The organism is Desulfobacter sp., from assembly GCA_028768525.1.
Classification (GTDB): Bacteria; Desulfobacterota; Desulfobacteria; order Desulfobacterales; family Desulfobacteraceae; genus Desulfobacter.
In genome coordinates this window covers 5822367-5842005 of sequence record CP054837.1, presented here as the reverse complement: position 1 = coordinate 5842005, position 19639 = coordinate 5822367, and the positions used below count along the sequence as shown (strand labels likewise).

The 19639-nt window shown below is 52.5% G+C and carries 9 protein-coding genes and 1 riboswitch; all 9 genes read left to right on the top strand.

What is annotated here, in order from left to right:
• The first annotated feature begins 270 nt into the window (after nucleotides 1–270).
• Nucleotides 271–414: riboswitch (cyclic di-GMP riboswitch) on the top strand.
• Nucleotides 415–495: 81 nt separating this feature from the next.
• The 9 genes from HUN04_25760 to HUN04_25720 all read left to right on the top strand — a co-directional run bounded on the left by HUN04_25760 (nucleotide 496) and on the right by HUN04_25720 (nucleotide 19606).
• On the top strand, nucleotides 496–1278 hold the full coding sequence (locus HUN04_25760; protein WDP92947.1) for a hypothetical protein: 783 nt from the start codon (nucleotides 496–498) through the stop codon (nucleotides 1276–1278).
• Between the two features lie 55 nt (nucleotides 1279–1333).
• The gene (locus HUN04_25755; GenBank protein ID WDP92946.1) at nucleotides 1334–2776 is read left to right on the top strand and encodes a substrate-binding domain-containing protein; all 1443 of its coding nucleotides are present in this window, start codon (nucleotides 1334–1336) and stop codon (nucleotides 2774–2776) included.
• A gap of 197 nt (nucleotides 2777–2973) precedes the next feature.
• Nucleotides 2974–3834 (top strand): hypothetical protein, encoded by an 861-nt coding sequence (locus tag HUN04_25750; GenBank protein ID WDP92945.1) that lies wholly within the window; start codon nucleotides 2974–2976, stop codon nucleotides 3832–3834.
• Between the two features lie 92 nt (nucleotides 3835–3926).
• Nucleotides 3927–5138 carry a thioredoxin family protein gene (locus HUN04_25745; protein ID WDP92944.1) on the top strand — a complete coding sequence of 404 codons (1212 nt, stop codon included), beginning with the start codon at nucleotides 3927–3929 and terminating at the stop codon, nucleotides 5136–5138.
• 17 nt (nucleotides 5139–5155) lie between these two features.
• Nucleotides 5156–6733, top strand: a complete 1578-nt coding sequence (locus tag HUN04_25740) for a ShlB/FhaC/HecB family hemolysin secretion/activation protein (GenBank protein WDP92943.1) — start codon at nucleotides 5156–5158, stop codon at nucleotides 6731–6733.
• A 30-nt stretch (nucleotides 6734–6763) separates the two neighbouring features.
• Nucleotides 6764–16648: a filamentous hemagglutinin family protein gene (locus HUN04_25735; protein ID WDP92942.1), complete on the top strand. Its 9885-nt coding sequence runs from the start codon at nucleotides 6764–6766 to the stop codon at nucleotides 16646–16648.
• A 58-nt stretch (nucleotides 16649–16706) separates the two neighbouring features.
• Complete coding sequence (locus HUN04_25730) at nucleotides 16707–18485, top strand: DUF2341 domain-containing protein (protein ID WDP92941.1); 1779 nt, start codon at nucleotides 16707–16709, stop codon at nucleotides 18483–18485.
• Nucleotides 18482–18889 carry a biopolymer transporter ExbD gene (locus HUN04_25725; protein WDP92940.1) on the top strand — a complete coding sequence of 136 codons (408 nt, stop codon included), beginning with the start codon at nucleotides 18482–18484 and terminating at the stop codon, nucleotides 18887–18889. Before HUN04_25730 ends, HUN04_25725 begins: the two co-directional genes overlap by 4 nt.
• A gap of 3 nt (nucleotides 18890–18892) precedes the next feature.
• Nucleotides 18893–19606, top strand: coding sequence for an energy transducer TonB (locus HUN04_25720; protein ID WDP92939.1), 714 nt, complete (start codon nucleotides 18893–18895; stop codon nucleotides 19604–19606).
• The last annotated feature ends 33 nt before the right edge of the window (nucleotides 19607–19639 follow it).

The following is a 19639-nucleotide window of genomic DNA, read 5'->3' as shown; positions in this document are numbered from 1 at the left end:
AATTACTGCCATTTTCGCCTAAATCAGATGAATTCTTACGCCACGAAACTAAATCTTCATAATTATCACACAAAGTGAAAAAATTTTAAGTCAAGCCAAGGTATTTTCCCCTCAAACAGGGATATACTTTTCCTAAATCTATGAAAAAAAATCTCTATTAAAAAAAGAAAACACGGTAACACACTGAATAATCAATCAAAATGAATCCTGCTTCAATCTTAATTTCCGAGTAATAACCGACTAATAAATCAGGGATATAACTGCATCGTTCCTAAGAAAAGCCACACCCCGGGCGACCGGGGGCCGGAAAGCCATGGGTCTCGCTGAACAAAAGAGGGATGAGCAGGGCAACCCAAATTAAATACGCCCAAAATCCAAAAACCTTTAGCGAATCGAGACAGCCGGGCCGCCTCATTAATTTTTGCAGCATGTTCATGAAACACACTTGTTTTAAATTGCAGTCACTAAAAAATTAACTGAGGAGAAGAAAAGCAAATGAAGAAAGTTCTTTTAACCCTTGTTGCAGCATTCATGGCTGTGACGTTCAGCAGTTCCGCCTTTGCTGCAGTAAGCATTGCAGATGCAGATCTTTATGCGGTTGTCTATGACACCACCGACGGAGGTGTTGAGATGGCCATCAACTTGGGGAACGCGTCCACCTTTGATTATGGTACCAGCAGAGATCTTGGTGTGAGCTTTAACATCAATGAGTTTAACGGAGCCGAATGGAGTAGCCTGAATGTGGGCATGTTTGCCGCCGGTAAAGATTCTGTATTTGACCTGACGATTTTTGATACTGTCGATAATTCTATCTTTTATATGGGCAAATCCCAGGCAGGTTATCCCGATTCCAGCACCAACCCCTCTATCATGACCAATTTTGCCAATAATGCTGCAGGTATTTACGGTTATCATAATGCTGCCCCTGTTTCCACTGGTGTGAATAACGCCAACACCTCATACAACGCTTTGATGAACCAGGGTACCGCTGGTTTCTATAGTGGGCTCAATGACAGCTCTGCAGGTGAAATCTCTCTTAACGCAAATGACTCCACCGATATGTACCTGTACGAATATACCCGTTATGTTGGCGGCGGCCAGGATATTTTCACCGCCCCCCAAGATTATCTGGCAAAATTTACCTTCACCAATGACGGCACCATAGGCACCATCTCCATGGAAGCCGCTCCTGCGGTTGTTCCCGTACCGGGTTCCGTGCTGCTTCTGATTTCCGGTCTCCTGTCCTTTGTCGGCCTGAGCAGAAGAAGAGCCGCTTAAGTTGTACTCTAAAACGTTAAACAATCAGGAAAATCAAAAAATAGGAGAAACAAAAATGCTTAAGAACATTATTAAAGGAGCCGTTATCGGTGGCGCTGCGCTGACCATGATGGCCACCGCCGCCCAGGCTCAGACTTACCAGATTAACATCTACGGCGCATCTGCACAGTACAAATTCTGGAACGATGCGGCTCCCGAATTCTTAAAATCACAGGGGTGCGCTGAAGGTAATATCTACACCGCCAAGTCCGCAAAAGGTAAAGTGGCCGGGGTTGACCGGGACACCGGTATCTCCGTATGTGTGGGTTCCGGCGGCGATGCCATTGATGGAATGACCGGCGCAGGGTTTACCCACAACGGTGTTGCCGGCAATTCCCTGATCGTCCGTTACACCTCCAAGGCTTCCTATGACGGTGTCCGCTCCATTCTCGGCGATGTGGACCCCTCCCTGGTTCCCACATCCGACCAGGGCTGCGCTACAGGCGAAAGACTCCAGGCCGGCGTTGCCGGCAATGACTGGAAGGCCTATGGCGCCACCGCTGAAGATGACGACGTCGCCAGCGTAACCTGTCTGCCTGTAACCGTGGGCGCCTCTGACGTATCCGCCAGAACGTTTCAGCAGAGCTCCAAAGGGATGAAAGAAGGCCCCCTGGGAGGCGATTATATTGAACGCAACATCCAGTACGGCGTAAACCTGGGCGATCCCGAAGATGAACCCAATCTGTATACTGCGGCCCAGCCCATCGTTGTGCCCTTCGGTTTCTTTAACAATGTGAACAACACCGCATTCAACAACATGACCCGCCTCATGGCCACCTCCATCTACTCCGGCACTGTAAACAACTGGGGCCAGTTTACTGATCCCATTGATGGGGACGGCAAGTACCTGCCTGAGGCAGACGGCGGCGTACGCCCCGTGGATCTGCCCATGGTTGTCTGCCTACGCCATGCCGGTTCCGGCACCCATGCCACCCTGGACGCAGCCATCATGCGCGGTGTTCCCCTGGTAAAACAGGAAGCGTTTGACGGTGCCTGGTTCGTGGGGAAAGGGTACAACACTACAAACTACTACCAGGAAGTATCCAACGCAATCAGCGAGTACAATAACAATGGCAACATCAAGATCTTTTTCAACGACGGTTCTTCCGACCTGGTGAGATGCGTAAGAGAATTCGACGGAGCTGTCGGTTACGCAGACTACGACAAGTGTAAAGAACCCTCCACTGACCCCACCAGTTCCTGTTACAACGTAGACCAGATGACCTACAATGGTCAGGAAGGTACTGCAGACAACATCCGTAACGGTAAGTATGAATTCTGGGCAGCCCAGTACCTTTACTACAAAAATGCGGATACTGCTAAAGACCTCATTGACGATCTGGTTGCTTTCACTGCTGACAACACCCTGATTCCCGATTCCAAACAGCCCTACTGGTCCTCCAATGCGGCAATGGAATGGAAAAAGGCCGATGACTTTGCCTGGCCTGTTAAAAAATAAGCCAGGAATTAACTTGAAGAATATGCCGGGCATTGTGTGATTGGTTCGGCATCTCAAAGCAAGCGGGTCTGCGCAGGCAGACCCGCTTGCTTATAATGTAAACCTCATGATGCAAATACAGTTTTAATATGCTGTTAATGGTTTCGTAATATAAAGCTGAAAGATCTTATCTTCAGAAAATATCGGGATGGGAATAGATGGGACTGACGAATAGAAAAATGTTGTTGGGAAAACACCGTTGGAAAACCCGCTGTCTTGGACTGGCAACCGGTATCCTGGTTGCACTGGCAGTGACAGTTGCCGGAACGGAAACCGCAGTTGGCAAAACCATACAGCAGGGGGATACCGTTTTGGTGAATTATACTTGCAGGGCGCCAGGATACGGGATATTTGACACAACGGACCCGGCGGTGGCAGACAATGCAGCAGAAAAAAAAGCCCGTATCTTCATTGTCAATCGCGCTTTTGCACCGGTGCCCATGGTGGCCGGACATCCTGTGGCTGAAACCCCTCCCAATGAAATTGAATTTTTTGCCGATGCCGTCCTGAACAGGCTGTCCAAAATCATCGTGGGCAAGCAGACCGGAAAATCCTATGCAATAAACCTTGAGGCGGACATCCCGCCAAACCTTCAGCAGAGCCAGCGGTATTTAAATTTTAACAAGGTTGAAAGGTCTCCCCGTAACAGGACCGCGGAAAAAGAGAAAATTTATCCCTTTCTCAGAGGCCGGGCGTTAAAAACCGGCACTGTACTCACTGACCACACAGGCCATGACTTTGCAAAGATATACGGAATAGAGGGAGACACGGTCTCTTACAGGATGATCAACGCGGAAGGCTTGAGGCAGCCCCATACGGTTGGAGAATCCTTTTTCTCAGAAGATGGTGACGATATTGTCATGACCATAGAAACTAAAATCGGCCTGCCTGTCAGAAGCGGCGGCCTGCTCGGACAGGTGTCCAGAATTACCGATGAAAAGATTGTTGCAGATTTCGCCCATCCCTTTGCAGGCAAGACCCTGGCATGCGATGTGGTGGTAAAGGAAAGGGTCCGATAATGCAATCAAATATACGAAGAAAAATGCAATGCATGGGCATGGTGGCTGTTTGCTGTATCCTTATTTTTTTGTGCGCATGCAAGAGTGTGGACATGAATCCGGAACCGGTATCAACCGGTGCCAATGGCGGAGCCCAAACCGCTGTAGCCCCCCAGGCCCGGCAGAACCAAACAGACCATGAAAAGCAAAAGGCTGAAGTATTTAAAAAAGTCCAGGCGGCCATTGATGAGGCCAGGCGGGAGGGAAGAACCACTGTAGATGTATATTTGGACGAAGACCCGGAGAAAGTTCAGACCATGGACCTGGTCAGGATCGCCTACCTGGCCCGGATGGAAGACGGAAGGGAAATACCGCCACAGGCGGATGCACGGACCGATGGGGCGGGCAGAGTTGTAGAAACCCTTATTGCAGGAGAGCCGTCAAGAATCCCCGGCCTGGGAAAGGCTATTTTGAATATGGGCCTGGGAAAAAAGCCGGTAACCATTCCTGCGGAAGATGCCTTTGGAGCGTATAAAGAAGATGAGCTTCTAGAATTTCATTCTGTACGCACGTTTCCCGTGGTCATGGACCTTGATGCCAAAGCCTATGAAAACCGGTTTGGAAAACGCGCCTCCATCGGAGAGCGTGTGAAGTTGAATCCCTATTTTGATTCCCGGGTGACCGGCGTTCAGGACGGGACCGTCCGCATAGAAAATTTTGCCCGAAATAATTATAAGGAGAAATCGGACATCGGCATAACGACGGTGACCGTGGATTCAAAGATAATTACCCTCACACTGGCCCCCGTCATCGGTGCTCCTTTCAGCGCCGGTCAAAAAAAGGGGCGGATCATTTCCAAAAATGCTGACAGCTTTATCGTAGACTTCAATCCCCCCCTGACCGGCAAGGCCATCCAGGTAGATCTGGAGGTCATGGAGATCATAAAACCGTCTTTGTATCAAGATGCACATATTACCTGGATTGATGACCATGACAAGGGTGTTGATACAGCATTGGCAGACAGGAAGAACAAAGTCCTGGTGTTGTATGCAGATTGGTGCACCTGGTGCAAAAAGCTTTTAAACCAGACATTTAATGATCCAAGAATCGGAATGCTCAAAGACAGGTTTGTCTTTGTAAAGGCCAATTCCGACGAAGACCGGAGCCTGAAAGAACTATACGACCAAACCGGTTTTCCCATGGTGGTCATCACGGACTATAAAGGGAAGATATATAAAAAATTTGAAGGGTTTAAAAATGCACAATCCATGCTAGGCATTCTTGAACAGATCATGAATGCGGGACCTGTTGACGCTGACTCTTAATGAATTCTGAAACTCTAATGGAACAAAACAAAGTGGCCGGTTTGAAATCTGCAGTGTGCGTCCTGGCAATATGCCTGGTGCTAATTATTTCATTACCCTTCCAGGGGCGTTGTTCAGAGCCCGGGGAGGCAAGGTTTGTAATTTACTCCTTTGCCATTGAAGGAAACACCTTGCTGGAAAGGGAGACCATGATCTCGGCGTTGGAGGAGTTTACCGGAGACGGCAAGGCTGCCCAGGATGTTGAGCAGGCAAGGGACGCCCTGGAACGCGCATACCACGGCGAAGGGTTTCCAACTGTGCTGGTCAACATACCTGAGCAGACCGTGGATAACGGGGTGATCCGTTTAGAGGTGATTGAAAGCCGGATAAAACGGGTGCTGATATCAGGAAATAAGTATTACACCATGGAAAAAATCAAGGATGAACTGCCAAGCATCCGGCCGGGTAAGGTATTATATCTGCCCAAGGTCAGGGAGGATCTGGGTCGGCTGAACGGCAAGGCTGGCATTTTTGCAGAGTTGGTATTGATTCCCGGCAGGGAACTGGGAACCATAGATGTCGAACTGAAGGTCAAAGATGAACTTCCGCTGCATGGCAGTTTGGAGCTTAACAACCGCTCGACCCATTCCACCACGGATTTCAGACTGAACGGTGCCATCCGCTATGACAATCTCTGGCAGAAAGACCACTCTATCAATGCGCAGTTCCAGACCTCTCCTGAAGATACCCAGGAAGTACGTCTGTTTTCCGGATCTTACGCCATGCCTGCACCGTGGCGTCGTAACCACATGCTGATCGGTTACTATGTGAACTCCAACAGCGATACTGCCAGCGGGGAAGGAATAAATGTCATCGGCAAGGGCCAGATTGCCGGCCTGAGGTATATGATTCCTCTGGGTGGGACACCGGTCTACAGCCATAATCTGACACTTGGGATGGACTGGAAGGATTTTAAAGAGACCACCCTGGATAGTACTGTTCCCATTGAGTACATGCCGTTGACTTTTGGATATGCGTCCTCGTTGTACGGTAAAACAGGGACCACTCAGTTCAGTGCCGGCGTCAATCTGCTGTTAAGAGAAATTCTTTTTAACGACATGGATGAATTTGAACGTAAACGAACCGGGGCGACGGGCAATTATGTGTATATAACGGCAGGTGTGGAACGAAGACAGCAGCTGCCCAAAGGTTTCTCACTATTTACCAAAATCGATGGCCAGCTTGCAGACCAGCCCCTGGTCAACAATGAACAGTTTGCCGCCGGCGGCGTTAACAGCGTCAGAGGGTATAAGGAAGCTGAAATACTTTCGGATAACGCACTCCATGGCACCCTGGAACTATTCACCCCGAGCCTGCTCAAGAAGATGCCCCTGGTGCCCTATGCATTTTATGACTTGGCCTGGCTTTCAAAAAGGGAAGCGTCGGAGGATGACATGCCCCACGGTTTTATTCATGGTATCGGACTGGGGCTGCAGGGTGCCGTTTCCAAGGGCTGCCTGGAATATAAACTGGACTGGGGCATGGCCCTGGAGGACACCGACGATACGGATTCCGGCGATCACCAGTTTTATTTCAAAATTGCATATCGGTTTTAACCCAGGTGCCACAAGAAAAGGACGGGACAGATGAAATATATAGTACACCATAAAATCAGCAGGCTGATTATACTATTTTTATGCACCCATTTGGTAATCCTGCCGACATGGACCGGGGCAAAGTCTTTTGGCTCACGGTCAGCCGCCACCAACCTTCCCGCGGTGGGTTCGGGACAGCTGCCTGTTTTGAATGACCCGGCCAGCCAGATTGCCAACAATGGCGGCGCATGGAACTATACTGAAAACCAGGCAAATCATTATGCCCAGATTACCCAGTCCGCAGACAGGGTGGTGATTAAATGGGATTCCTTTGACGTGGGCACTGATGCGCATATCCATTTCAAACAGCCGGAAAGCGGCACCGCACTGAACAAAATAACTGCCCAAAGCAGCCCCAGCCAGATCCTCGGTCAGATGACGGCAACAGGGAGTCTCTATCTTGTCAATCCCAACGGGATCGTATTTGGAAAAAACTCACGTACAGACCTTAACTCTCTGGTGGCAAGTTCCCTGGCAGTCCAGGACTTCTACGATACACTGGGGGAGAATAACGTGGGGGAGCCTGTGGGCGCCTGGTCCTTTAAAGCGGAAGACGGAACCACACCCGGGCCCGTTGTCAACCAGGGCACCATCACTTCCAGAAACGGGGGAAGGATTCTGCTGTTGGGCGGTAACGTGGAAAACAGCGGCACCATATCATCCGAAGGCGGCAATGTGACCCTGTCCGCCGGCAGTTCATTTGCCTTTGTTCGAGATAACGATCTGGATAGTACGCCGAACCCGGATTATGCCGGCAATGTGACAAATACAGGCAATATTTACGCCGATGTGGGAACCGTCGGTATCTACGGGCAGATCGTCCGCCACGAAGGCGTGATCCGAGCCCTGTCAACCTTACGGCAGGGCAGTTCAATCCGCCTGGTGGCTGCCTCTGATACAGATGCAAATGAAACCGGCAAGATCATCACCGGACCGGACAGTGTGATTGACTCGGGTGTGGAGGAACTGGATGATGAATTTGTTATTGACTCCCCCTTCCTCGGCCGGGAGCTTGAGATAACAACACCCGAAGATCAGGATGATCCCATCATCATATCCCATTCCGGAGGTATTGTTTCTCCCGGTGGAGAGGTAACGGTTGATGCCGGGGACGGTGGAAGTATCTACCTTGCCCCCGGTTCAAGCATAGACGTCAGTGGGTCATGGATCACAAAAGAGGCCGAGGACCTGGTGTATTCGGTGCAGTTAAACAGCCTTGAACTCAGGGACGAATTCCTTCAAAAAAACGGCATCCTCAAGGGTGAAACCGTTTACTTTCTGCTCAATGAAGGGGTGAGCATCGGCAATGTGAGTGAGCATCTCCTGAACCGGGTGCTGTCGGCCAAGGAATACAGCGGTGCCGGAGGCCTCATATCCCTGTTGGCAGGTCACGGGGATGTTATTGTTGATAAGAATGCTAGTATCGATATTTCCGGCGGCGGTGTTGAGTACCTGAGCGGTTCTGTCCGGACCACCAAGCTGATGTATGATACGGACCTGTATGACATCTCAGATGCACCGGATTACCTTGAATATGAAAAAGCCATCAATGTATCTGATTCCTTTAGCGACGATAACTGGGACTATGTCGACGGGTTTAAAGAGGGTTCCGATGCCGGAAAACTCAACATAGAAGCAAAACGTGTTGCCTTTGAGGGAAACCTGTCAGCCGGGTCGACCCGGGGCAGGTACCAGGTCTTGAGCAGCGTCGATTACGATGACCTGGGCTATCTTCACTCCATGGGGAATGTTATTCCCCAGGCCGGCGCCCTAAGCGTCCACGGAGATCTGAACGGGGTGAGCTATGAGGATATTGACCCATTGGTGAACATGATCGTCATTAAGGATGCCACCCCTGGATTCGGCACAGCCATTGACCCTGAGAACCCGCTGTTTCCAGCGAATAGAAACGGGGAAACATGGCTGTCCGACGATCTGCTGAGCGGATCAGGACTGGGGCGGGTCAGTTTGGGTGCGACCACCGCCATAATCACCGAAGCCGATACGGAGATTTCCCTTGTCCCCGGTTCTGACGGGTATCTGAATTTCACTGCCAGACGGATTTTCCACCAGGGGGATATCCGTCTGCCGGGCGGTGATGTGAGCTTAACAATCATCAGCAACACTTCGTCGGAGGATACGGTCCTGGATGATCCGGAACGGATTGAACTGGCTGCGGACAGCAGCATCAGCACTGCAGGAGAGCAGATCAACAATTATCTGCTTTACTGGACCCACTCCCCCCCCCGGATTTACGGACAGATGGATGCCGGCAGCATATCCCTTGCCGACCAGTCCATGCATGGTGAAGGGGTGGTGGTCAGGGACGGAGCCGCCCTGGATGTCAGCGGCGGATACATGCTCGGCAGGGATCTTTCCTTAACAGATTCCGGGGATGCCGGATCTTTGACAATCAGCGGACGGGCCATTGCTCTGGACGGGGATATTTCCGGATATTCCATGCTGGGAAAAGATGGCGGCACAATTAACCTCCACGCCTGGCAGACCACGGTGGTGAAGGGCCGAGCGCCGGAGACTGCAGCGGGCTATTCCCACGAAGATCCCATGGCATACCAGAAGCAGTTGATTCTGGGCGATGACTTTCTTGACGGTGCGGGTTTCACCCATATTACGCTTTCCGCCTATACGGACCTTGACGTTGAAGCCGGGGCGACACTGGCTCCTTCCCTGATCAAGCAGCAGGTAACAAGGGGTGTTGTGAAAAAGGTGGATATGTCAGGCTCCAAAAGGGATGATGTCGGCGGCTCATCCGTCACCCTTAAGGCAGCGGATCGAAGCGATATCGTCCTGGATATTACCGGTTCAAATACAGCCGCTCAGACAGAGGAGGATACACCCGACGATAAACTAACCATCGGCAAGGGGGCCTCGGTCAGCGTTGCCCGGGGCGGCGACATCACTGTCAGCGGGTATAAGGTGGATGTATCAGGCCTGTTCCAGGCACCGGGCGGCCGGATTGCCATTGAGGCCAACTCAGGCAGCGGACTGGTCAGCCCTGAATTAACAATCAACAGGGACGCCCGGTTTTATGCCAATGGCTACATTGTTGATACCGGGTCCAGAATCAGGAACCAGATTGTCTTGTGGGACATTAAAGACGGCGGCGATATCACCTTTTCCTCTGACGGGTCACTTGAAATCCAGGAAGGGGCAGTGGCGGATGTATCCGGAAGTGATACCAATACCCTCTATCTTGTTTCCGATGACCATAGAATAGAATCCGTCTATACCGGAGCATCAGAGCCGGGAAGTATTACCCTGGCATTCAAGAATGCCGTGGATGAAAACGGGCTTTCAACCATCCAGGGACGCTTCATAGGGAATAAAGGGATGGACCGGCTCAGGGGCGGGGAATTTAATATATACAACAACAATGATAATGCGGTGTATGGCCTGCCTGCCGGCCTGATTCCCGGCATAGAAGCAAACGGATTTGATAACTTGTATATACGTTCCGGGGGGGGGCTTTCCTTTTCTGGCCCCCAGACGATTAACATGGGACGGGGAATCCGCATTGACAGCCCTGTAATATACGGCAGCCCGAATGCCCGGATCACCATTGCCGCCCCTTGGATTCAATTGGAAAACAGCAACACCTACCGGCCGGGAAATATTGAAACCGGCACCGCAGCCCTGGCCATCAACGCCGATTCTATTGATATCACCGGCGATATTGCTTTGGCCGGTTTCAGAAATGTGAATTTAAGTGCCCGGGAAGATATTCGGCTGGCTGATAAATTGTATCGAACACGGTCCGGTGATGAAGACTGGGATGGTACTGCCCGAAGTGTCTGGTCGGGGAAACTGTCAGGCGCCGATGCCCTGACCCTGACGGCGGCAAGAATTTATCCTGTGATGGATCCGGCGTACGGTACACCCTCTGCGTTTAAATTAAAGGCAGTGGATACCATCACCGTGCTTCCCTCCGGGGTCACACGGACCGATCCCATTTATTCTGCCCTTGGGACACTGACCCTTGAGGCTGAAAACATTGATCACAAGGGATACCTTGCTGCGCCGCTGGGCCGGATTTACCTGATTGCAGATACGGATAAAGGCAGGGTGTATCTGGATGACCAATCCGTCCTGACAGTTGCAGGACAAACCCTGGTCAACTACGGCAGTATTGATGCCTCAAACCTGGAATGGTACGGGTTTGACACATCAAGCGGCAGCGCCACAGCAGATACGCTGATTGAAACCTATCCGGAAACGGTCATTGACATCCGGGGATACGAAGTGATCGGTCAAAAAGCATCGGTGATCGACATCAGCGGCGGCGGAGGCATATTCGGTTATACATTCCAGGGCAGTACAAAAGGCTCTAAAAATCCATTGAGCGACGCCAAACGGTATGTGATCCTGCCCGGTGGGGCCGGAAATCTTCCCGGGGAAGCCATTTACCTGACTGAGAACGGCCTGGTTCCCCAAGGATTATACACCCTGCTGCCTGAATCTTATGCCTTCATGGACGGTGCCGTGGTGATTGAATTCCAGGATGGCATTGATCCGGGAACCATACTGGCGGAGAGTAACGAGGGGTATGAAATTGCGGTGGGATTTATGGGGGACAAAAATTCGGGCCGGGTCAGCACCGATGCCGGGCTTTACACGCTCCGATATGCCACCGATGTCCGGTCTGAAGGCCAGTTTGTTACAGCCGCCCTTGAAACCGGCCATGCGGGAAGTGCCGCTGTAAACGGTTCGCAAACCAATATACTCAACAGCCAGATACGGGCACAGGCATTGCCTGGCGATTATCTGGCTGGCGCCCTGACACTGGCCGGCAACCATGTAATTATCGGAAAACGCCAGGCGGACCTGGGGAAATCGTTTACCTTCTCGACCCGTCTGCAGGACGATCCGGAGCTGGCAGATCTTTCCGGCACACTGTATCTGGACGCAACACAATTTTCAGATGCCGGGCTGCGTGAGCTCACCATTGTATCTGAACAGGAAGACGGGAAAATTGAACTTGAGGCGGGCAGCCTGTTATCCGGCACACAACTCAGCCTATTGGCCCAAGGCAATATTGAAATAGGTGAAAACGCAGCAATTGAAGGCTACGGCGATTCAGCCCTGATCAGGCTGACCTCTGCCGGCGGAGAAATTAACCTGGCCCAGGGGGCGCATATCCGGTCAGACCGCATGGTTTCCATTGATACCCAGACCATGGCCGTGGCCGGCGAAATTGAAACCCAACACCTGGCTGTGGCATCTGACCGGCTATATCTTTCAGAGGGCAGTGCCGGAACACAATCCCTGGACGGGCTGGTTCTTGACCAAGGGTTCTGGTCCGGCTTCAAGGATATGAATTCTGTCAGTCTCACGGGCCGCTCTCTGATCGGTTTTAAAGGACATATCGAATTGGCTGCAACATCATCAATTGTACTTGACAGCCCCGAGGTAGTGGGTCTGACAGGGACAACGGCAATTACAGCCGGGCAGATTGCCCTGGTAAATTCCGGAACCGATACGGCCGGATGGAATCCCGGCGGCATCGACCCTGCAGGCAAATTTACCGCTCTGGCCGATGAGATCCTGATCGGCCAGGGAAATATTCAGCTGAGCAATTATCAGTCCGTAGACCTGAATGCCCGGGGAAACCTTGTTTTCCGAGGCCAGGCAAGGGTTGAAACCGAAGGGGATATTGAAACGACCCAGGGCGTTTTCAGCACCTCGAATACCGACCTCAACATATCCGCGGCCAGGGTGACAGGCACCTATATCAGCCATGCGGATGGGAACAGCCTGAAATACGATGCCCTGGATTTCAAAGTGGATGCCGGTATCGGAAACATTACCATCACCGGCAGCGGTGCTGCGGCTGCCGGTTTAAACAATATCGGAGGCAAACTCTCATTTGTCGGCGGACGTATTGAAAATTCAGGGACCGTTGATCTCCCTTCAGGGGTTATTTCATTCCGCGCCACCGGAAACGGCCCCGATGACGGTGTCTTTATGATGTACGGCGCTCAGGTCTCGGCAAACGGAAGTGAGGCCGACGGTATCTACTATGATGGCGGCATCGTCTACTACGAGGCGGATAACGGCAATGTCAAACTGGCGTCAGGCTCAGTGACCGATGTCTCTGCAGACCCTGCAGGAGCTGACGGGGGATTGGTGTGGATCAACGCCGCCCAGGGAAGCTTCTCCGGCGGAGGAAAAGTATTGGGAACGGCTTCAAATGGAACCGGGGGATCGTTCTGGTTGGATGCAGGCTCACTGGAACAGAACGGAGCTGCGGTCACTGACATCTCCTCTGTGCTGGGCAACCTGAACATGGCAGGAGCAGACAACCGCGCCGGGCAGATTGACCTGAGGGTGCGCAGCGGGGATGCCTTTCTGGCTGATAATGTCGCCGCCCACGAGTTCCGGCTGTCCCTGGACCAGGGCAGTCTGAGCGTGGATGCCCAAATTGATGCCTCCCGGGATACAGGCAACGGCAGGATCGAACTGTACGCCGGGAATGACCTGACATTATCAGAAAATACACGGCTTGTGGCCCAAGGTTTGGCTCAAGACAGTCCGGGCGGGAAAATCATATTGGGCAACGCCACAAAACAGGGCGGGTCCATGGATTTAGGCGGGGCGGTGTTTGACGTTTCCACAAGTGATGGAACCGGCGGCAGCATTTACCTGAGGGTGTCCAGAAATGACGGCAATGACGGCATCAACCTGGTGCCGGATGCTTTATTCACCGGCGCATCGTCTGTGGTGGCTGAAGGGGTGATGTTCCATGATAATCTGAATTTTTCAGACTGGAAATCCAAGGCCAATGGATTCATGGCTGCAACCGGAGGATCGGTGAACGCCATATCTATTATCCCGGGGATGGAATATCAGACTCAGGGAGATTTAGCCCTTTCGGGCATGGATATGACCGGCTGGCGTTTTGGCGCCGGTAAAACAGCCGGCGCCGTGACATTCAGGGCAGGAGGAGATCTATCCATCAACGGCGATATCGTGGATCACCCGACAGACCTTTGGGATCTGCCGCTTGTTGCACAGAGCACCACCATCAGCCTGGCGGCCGGATCAACCCTTTCCAGTTCAGACATCTTTGCCGTGGACACCGGCACAGGTCATTTAAGTCTTGGGGACAAGGTGCTTGTCTATACGGAAAGCGGAAATATCCATTTTGCATCGGGCGGGACGACCACCATAGGCAACATTGAAGCCAATGCCGAAACAGCCAAAGATTATATGACCTATTTTAATATGAATTATAATCTTGGGTCCTATTCCGGAGAAATAAGGGGATATACCGGAGAGGATCTTGTCCTTGACGGGGGGGTGGTCCAGACCGCCACAGGAGATATTGAACTGAATATCAATGGCGGAGTGAAGCTGGTGCGTACCAAAATCAGCGGGGATTATTACACCGGCAGCATCCGCACCACGGGACGGCCGATTACTGCCGAAGACGAACCTGAGCTTGCCGATAACGGGAATCTGAACCCCTTCTGGGTATTAATATTTGGGGAGGATTTCTATAATAACATTTTTGCAGAAAAGCGGCAGACACTGGTCCCCCAGGGATTTCACAACGGTGGAAATATAGATGTAAACGCCAGGGGCGACATTAAGGTACAATCCGTCTACGGGGGATCTTTTATCTCACAGATTACGGATGGGGCCTGGGATGATCATTCCGGACAGGCCGATTTCAGCAACGATACGGCTCCCGGCGCCGATTTTCCAGTTATTTCGGCCGGAATCACCGAAGGAATATGGTCGGCTAATTTCAATAACCTGTCTGCGACCCAGGGCATTGCCGCCATGGGCGGGGGAAATGTCAATATCAACACCGCAGGTGCATTTTTTGCTGCTGCCGGCACCTTTGGTGCCGGCAGCCTCACCGTGGCGGCCCAGGGCGAGATAGACGGGCGCTTTCTCAATAAGGAGGGCACCCTGGAACTGTCTACCATGGATAATTTCGGAATGATGGAAGGCAGTACCGGCCAGGTGATCGAAGTCTTTGATTCCCAGGTTCAGGTAACGGCCCAGGGAGATCTAAAACTCGGGTCGGCGGTAAATCCGACCATCACCGGGGACTATTACGGGGCTGAAAACAAGTGGGACCTCCAATACAGCCAGACGGCCTCCCTTTCACTTTCGGCCAGAACAGGGTCTGTCACCCTCACCGGTAATCTGGACGACGGCCTGGAACTGGACGCCAGCGTGGACGTTCGGGAACGGGTCCATGTACTGCCGCCCAGTCTATACATAAACGCCGGTTCAGATATCGTTCTGGGCAGTACCTTTTACCTGCCGCCCATAGCGTCGGGTCAGATGAGCACCGAAACCGGCCAGATTACCCTTTATGCCGGTCGGGATATCAGGTCCCAGGGTACGAGTCAAAACGGAATTTATCTGTATAACATGCATCCGGACGATATCTACGGCAATCACGATGCAAACAAGGCCATTGATGTGTTTAATGTCGCCGCCCTCCACGGCAATCCCATTGACCGGGAACAGGACTACCTGCCGTCGGTGGTATCTGCCGGTAACGATATCAGTAATATTATTCTGTCCCTGCCCAGGGCGGCCACCATCACTGCCGGCAACGACATTATTGATACCAGAGTGACCGGCCAGAATATCCGTTCTACCGATATTACAAGTATTACCGCCGGACATGATATCATGTTCACAACGGAGAAAAGCGATTCAACAAATTACAGCGAGAAGTGGATCATGGTCGGCGGACCGGGCCGGACCATTGTCCAGGCCGGAAATGCCATCAACCTGGGCACGTCCTTGGGAATCCAGTCCATTGGCGATTTTGACAATCCCGCTTTATCTGACGGGGAAACCGAACTGGTCAATGACCTGGTCGTTATCGCGGGAATTGACGCCCCCCTGGAACTTGAAACGATCCGCGAATTGTTTTTAGGCAATTCAGAGGTTGCCGGGGATGGCCCGGAAGGATTTGTCCTGGGGGAGGACGGGCTCATGCAGGTTGTGGATAAGATCAGGGAGCGTACAGAGGCCGGGGACAAGGCCCTTGCCGATCAGATTCTGGCCGATGCCCGACAATTTTTGATTGCCCCTCTATGGTCCGGAGCATCCGGTACCGGAGACATCAGCCTGATCAATTCGAAAATATACTCAAGCGGCGGAGCTGGGAATATTTATGCAATTGCCGCAGGCAAAATCGATGTCGGTGTTTCCTCCATCCCGGCGGCCAAGGGGGAAAACGCCCCGGATACAAGCGCAACTGATGATGCTTCCGGGCTTTATACGACATCCGGCGGAGGCATCCATCTGCTGACCTATGGGGATGTCAATGTGAACGAATCCAGGGTGATGACCTTTGACGGCGGGGATATCGTGGTCTGGTCGGACCAGGGAAACATCAATGCGGGTATGGGCTCCAAGGCGGCCACTGCATCCGGGAAATTTAAAACCGTTGAGGTCAACGGCGTAAAGAAACGGGTGTACATCGCCCCTGCGGTGGGCAGCGGCATCAGGGCCACCGCCACCGATATCGAGCGCGCGGGGGACCTGTATATCATCGCCCCTTCCGGCATTATTGATGCCGGGGAGGCAGGAATTGCTGGACAGAATGTCACCTTGATTGCAGATCAGGTCATAAACGCCCAGAATATTGAAGCCAGCGGAAACAGCTTTGGGTTTACCAAACCATCGGAATCGTCTGCAAATGTGTCCGGTCTTTCAGGGGGAAGCGGACTGGCTGATGCAGCCATGCTGGACGAAGAGTCCAGCGCATTGGCATCCAGCCAGGACCGGATGAATGAGGAAACGCCCGAGGGGTACAGCATGGAACCCAGGTGGGTGGACGTTGAAGTGGTGGGATTTGAAGAAGATGAAGAAGAGAACAGCTGATACTATTTTAAACAGGAGTCGGAGGAAAACAGTGGGTCAAGCAAGGTTGGGGAAAACAATGTGGCTGTCACTGGCGATGATGCTGGTGACCTGGGCGGTTCTGGTCTCTGGTGCCCACGCCTGGTGGAATGAAGAATGGCAGTACCGGAAAAAGGTAAGTCTGAATACCACGGGTGCCGGAGCAGATATTCAACAGAATCTCATGGAATTCCCGGTTCTGATCCGGCTCCATTCAGGGAATTTCGACTTCACCCGGGTTAAAGAAAACGGGGAAGATCTCAGGTTCGTCAGCGGAGACGACACGACCCTGCTTAAATATCATATCGAAAGTTTTGATTCCATTGACGAAATTGCCCTGGTCTGGGTCAAGGTACCAGCACTTTCAGGGAGTGCGGCCCAGGAGGCGGTCTGGCTTTACTACGGCAATGAAAATGCTGTTGCCGGCGGGGACAGCAAGTCGAGTTTTGATGCAGTCTACCAGGCGGTTTACCATTTTAATGAATTCGAAGGAACGCCTCAGGATTCGGCCTCCTTTGCCATGCACTCAACAGAGTACACCGGCGGTCTGGGCCTTGCCGGGGCCATCGGCAACGGGGCCACCTTCAGCGGCGCCGGCAATGTGATGCGGGTCCCCGAGAATCCTGCCTTTAATTTTTCAACGGGGTTCACGTTTTCCACCTGGATAAAGATGTACCAGTCCCAGGAGGATGCCTGGCTCTTTTCGAGAAGGGTCGGCGATGTGGGGCTGGTCTTAGGAATAAGGGGCGCCAATGTAGTGGTCCAGGTCAATGACGGGGACCAGTTTCTGGTCACCGATGATGCGGCGGAGTTGCCCCTGGAAGGATGGCACCATTTGGCCATTACCATAGCTCCCAAAGGGGAGATTGCCATCTATATTGACGGCAGCCAGGTCCATACCGCCCACACCGAGGCCAGCCTGGCAAATATTACGGGCGACATCCGTGTGGGCGGCGATGCCCTGGGCGGACATTCCTTTGCCGGTGACCTTGATGAAGTACGAATCTCAGGCATCGCCCGTTCGCCGGGATGGATACGGGGCATCTTTGCTTCCCAGGGTGCCGGGGCCCAGCTCTGCAGCTACGGGATTGAAGAAATCAGCGAAGGGGGCAGCGGCATGCCGGTCTTCTACCTGGCTACAATCTTTAAAAATATCACCCTGGACGGCCTGGTGGTCATTGGGCTGTTGTTGCTGCTGGCAGCCTGTTCCTGGGTGATCATGCTCAGCAAAGGATTTTTTCTATGGGCAACCGCCCGGGGGGACCGGCAGTTCCTGGAATCCTATAATCAGACCCAGGATCCCGTGGCAGTAGATACTGGCACGAAAAAAATCAACGGCTCCGGCATCTTCCGGATATATGAAGCCGGATGCCGGAGCCTGAATCTTCAAAATACAAAAGTCTGCGAAAATCCGGACGCGCCCCCTGAAAAGGCATTGGTCAGCCCCAAGATGATTGAGACCCTCAAAGCGACACTGGAAAAGGGACTGATTGACGAAAGCAAGCGGATGAACTCCTGGCTGGTGGTGCTGACCATGTCCATTTCGGGCGGTCCTTTTCTGGGACTGCTGGGGACGGTGTGGGGGGTGATGAACACCTTTGCCGCCATGGCCGAAGCCGGTGAAGCCAACATCATGGCCATCGCCCCGGGGGTGGCATCGGCCCTGTCCACAACGGTATTCGGTCTCATCGTGGCCATCCCTGCCCTGTTCGGCTACAGTTACCTGGTAAGCCGGATCCGGGATATTACCGCAGATAACACGGTGTTTGTCGATCAGTTTGCCCTTAGGGTCGATGCAGTGCACGGAGGCGAGTCGTGAGACGGGAATTATACCAGAACGAAAATTTTGACGACATCAACCTGAGCCCGCTGCTGGATCTGGCATGGACCCTTCTGGTGGTGTTCATCATCGCGGTGACGGCATCGGTCCAGGGAATCAAGGTCAATCTTCCCAAGGCCAGCAATGTGCCCAGCCTGGTCAAACCCAAAACAAAGGCCATCACCATTGACGACAGAGGTCAGCTTTATTTGGATGCCTATCCTGTGACCATGGCGGAACTGGAGCAGAACCTGCGGGCACATAAGGCCGTAGATCCTAATTTTCCGGTGGTAATCAAGGGCGATGCCAAAATTTACTACCAGAATGTGATGGATGTGCTGGATCTGATGCAGAAGCTTGAAATCTCCCAGCTGGGCCTTGTGACCCAGAAACTGGTGAAATAGACCATGGCTGATTCTGAGAATTCCGGCGGGAAAAAAGGGTTTAAAAACAAAACCCTGATTATCGGTGTTTCCTGCCTGGTGATGCTGTGCCTTCTTTTTTCGGCATTTTTTGTGTTGAAACGTCTGCTCAAAGATGACGGGAAGCGCAGAAAGCGGCAGATCCAGCGGGTCACCCTGGTCAAACCGCAGCCTCCGCCCAAGATCAAAGAGAAACCGCCCGAACCGGAGATTGAGAAAAAAGAGGAAATTGTGGAGCCTGAGCCCGAGGAGGCTCCGCCTGAAGATGATCATACCAGTGACGAGCCCCCGCCGGGAGAAGACCTGGGCCTTGATGCCGACGGCTCCGGTGGCGGAGATGGGTTTGGTTTGAAGGCCAAGAAAGGGGGGCGCTCACTCATCGGCGGCGGAGGCGGGGGAAAAAAATCACTTATGCGCAGATATGCCTGGTATACCCGGATTCTCCAGGATGAGATCCGGGAGAAGGTGAACAAGTATCTGGAGGATGTGGAGCGGCTGCCCGGGGGTAAGCACAGGATCATGCTGAAGCTGAAACTGGATGACGGCGGGGGGATGCTAACCTGGGCCATTTACAAATCATCCGGAGATACGCTGGTTGATGAAGCAGTAAGAAAAGCCATGGCTGGATTCCGGGTGAGTGAGGCACCGCCCGGGGATATGCCGAGAACATTAAAAATTAAAGTGACATTTAAAAGCTGAGACTAAAAATGAAGCCGTGCAAGATGGAGGTTG

Coding starts and splice junctions, on each gene's coding strand:
- HUN04_25750 (WDP92945.1), top strand. CDS start 2,974: ATGGGACTGACGAATAGAAAAATGTTGTTGGGAAAACACCGTTGGAAA.
- HUN04_25735 (WDP92942.1), top strand. CDS start 6,764: ATGAAATATATAGTACACCATAAAATCAGCAGGCTGATTATACTATTT.
- HUN04_25730 (WDP92941.1), top strand. CDS start 16,707: ATGTGGCTGTCACTGGCGATGATGCTGGTGACCTGGGCGGTTCTGGTC.
- HUN04_25745 (WDP92944.1), top strand. CDS start 3,927: ATGAATCCGGAACCGGTATCAACCGGTGCCAATGGCGGAGCCCAAACC.
- HUN04_25740 (WDP92943.1), top strand. CDS start 5,156: ATGGAACAAAACAAAGTGGCCGGTTTGAAATCTGCAGTGTGCGTCCTG.
- HUN04_25755 (WDP92946.1), top strand. CDS start 1,334: ATGCTTAAGAACATTATTAAAGGAGCCGTTATCGGTGGCGCTGCGCTG.
- HUN04_25760 (WDP92947.1), top strand. CDS start 496: ATGAAGAAAGTTCTTTTAACCCTTGTTGCAGCATTCATGGCTGTGACG.
- HUN04_25720 (WDP92939.1), top strand. CDS start 18,893: ATGGCTGATTCTGAGAATTCCGGCGGGAAAAAAGGGTTTAAAAACAAA.